Annotated in this window: 3 protein-coding genes; all 3 read left to right on the top strand. The window is 54.9% G+C overall.

Annotated elements, in window-relative coordinates; genetic code table 11:
* Positions 1 to 469, top strand: a 469-nt coding sequence (locus tag AUR66_RS18235; RefSeq protein ID WP_197409871.1) for a sensor histidine kinase, incomplete at its 5' end; no start/stop codon positions are given.
* A gap of 15 nt (positions 470 to 484) precedes the next feature.
* Positions 485 to 868 carry a response regulator transcription factor gene (locus AUR66_RS18240; RefSeq protein ID WP_058573565.1) on the top strand — a complete coding sequence of 128 codons (384 nt, stop codon included), beginning with the start codon at positions 485 to 487 and terminating at the stop codon, positions 866 to 868.
* Positions 834 to 2,057, top strand: a complete 1,224-nt coding sequence (locus AUR66_RS18245) for a poly-gamma-glutamate biosynthesis protein PgsC/CapC (protein WP_231727966.1) — start codon at positions 834 to 836, stop codon at positions 2,055 to 2,057. Before AUR66_RS18240 ends, AUR66_RS18245 begins: the two co-directional genes overlap by 35 nt.
* Positions 2,058 to 2,091 lie beyond the last annotated feature (34 nt).

The following is a 2,091-nucleotide window of genomic DNA, read 5'->3' on the forward strand; positions in this document are numbered from 1 at the left end:
TCAACAGGCACCTCTCATCGACCCGGAACCTGTCGATCTTGGGAACATCGCCGACTATGCTTGGGAGTACGTCGACACCGGCGCAGCAACATTTGAGCGTGATGACCTACCTGTAGTCAGCGGTGACAGCGGTCGCCTCCTCAGGTTGTTCGAGAACCTCATCCGTAACGCGGTCGAACATGGGTCGACGCCCGAAAAGCCAGTGACAATTTGTATCGGTAGTCTCACAGACGGTGCTGGATTCTTCTTCGAAGACGATGGGTGTGGTATTCCACCCGAGTCGCGACAGAAGGTGTTCGACCACGGGTATACGACTAATCGGGATGGAACCGGCTTCGGGCTCCCAATTGTCCGTGACATCGCTACTGCACACGGCTGGAAGGTTGAAATAGACGAATCGAGCTCTGGCGGTGCTCGATTCAATTTCACGAGAGTTCAAGACCATAACAGCAAAGAGACAGACGTGTAACGACCAAAGAAAGAAATGAATCCTCCACTCCTTATCGTAGAGGACGATGACGATATGCGGGACATCGTCCAGACGAGTCTCTCGTCGTACGAGGTGGTTGCAGTCGACAACGGAGAAGCAGCCTGGGACTATCTCTCATCGGGCACAAATCCGACGCCGCGGGCAGTCGTTCTCGACGTGATGATGCCGAAGCTAGATGGGTTCGCCACGTTAGAAAAGATCCGAGCAACCGAAGAGTTTGCCTCACTCCCCGTCGTTATGCTCACTTCGCGCGGGCGAGAAGACGACGTACTTCGAGCCCTCGAGCTTGACGCCACTGACTTCGTGACGAAGCCATTCAAACCGTTTGAACTTCGTGCTCGCATTGAGCGAGTACTCGCAAAAGGTGACGAACTGTGACGGCGGTCCAACGGTGGTTGTCGTGCTGATTGCAACACTTCTCGCCGTCCTCGGCTTCATTGGAGTTGCAATTATTACGCAGTTCCGTGGTTATCGGCTCGGTGGAACCATCACAACCGGTATTGTCGCCGTCTACACGCTGAAGAATTTTGTGATGTTTCCGGTGTTCGTTTTAAGCACTGCTCTTGCATACTTGGCCCTCAAGATACTCAAACAACGGACTCTCATCTACGGCCGTGACGAACTCGTCGCTGCCATCCTCGTTGGGACCCTCGTTCCCGTCACAATACTGGGAGTGTTTTCAGAAATCGCAGCTGACGTTCGGAGCATCGCATTCGTCGGAAGTATCTTACCAGGGTTGGCGGCGTACAACTACCACCAAATGAAGCCCGAAACTCGTTGGCACGACATGCTTGCAACAGTTGGGGTTTTCGCCGCTCTCCTTGGAATAGGTACGGCGCTCGTCTCACCGGCGGGCGCAAAGACGATCGGCACTCTCACCCCACCGGTATTATACAGTGAAACGTCTGAGATTGCGGTCTACAGAGGCGCAGTCGTCGAAGGTGACTTGGAGGGGTCGTTGATACCCAGACAGACGCTCGTCTTTGTCTTGATGTTGGGACTGATTGTTGCAGAGCGCCTCCGTGCACGGTTCGACGTTCGAACTGGCGTTATCGCTGCCGCCCTTCTGGCTGTCTTCGCGCTCGAGAGCCGGTGGCTACTCGTCTTGTACGCGTCCGTGTACGTGCTTTCGTACGGTCTAATCACCGTCATCCACTACACGACACTTCGGTACGGTCGTGTTCTCCTCGGAGTAGGGAGTGCATTTGCGACTGTACTAACCGTGGGATTGACTCTGTTATTGCCGGTCTCTCGGGGGTTAGCAGCATTTTTCACTGGTGTTATTGCCGGTGTGATGGCGTACAATACACATGCAACCGCGCCAGAAGAGCGGTCCATCGTCATTCCACTCCAGATTGCAGTCTTCGTTCCGCTTTTAGTTGGCCTTCGAATGTTCGTCTCTCCTGGCGAGGCTGGCTTCCCGCAGACTCTGAGTATTCCCGTACTCGTTGGCGCGGTACTCGTCACCGGTGTCTCACTCTGGTACGCCCATGCAAACACGGTGCAACAACCAGACAACGACTCGGTATTGTCGGCGTCGGTTCTCTCGGATGGTGATGGCGCGTGACGACTGCGTTCGAAGTCTACGGTCGAGGGTTCGG

Origin of the sequence: Haloferax profundi, assembly GCF_001469865.1 — an archaeon.
In the GTDB taxonomy this organism is placed as follows: Archaea; Halobacteriota; Halobacteria; order Halobacteriales; family Haloferacaceae; genus Haloferax; species Haloferax profundi.

Bases quoted from the DNA above. Each gene is read 5' to 3' on its own strand.
- AUR66_RS18240 (WP_058573565.1), top strand. From the start codon at position 485: ATGAATCCTCCACTCCTTATCGTAGAGGACGATGACGATATGCGGGAC.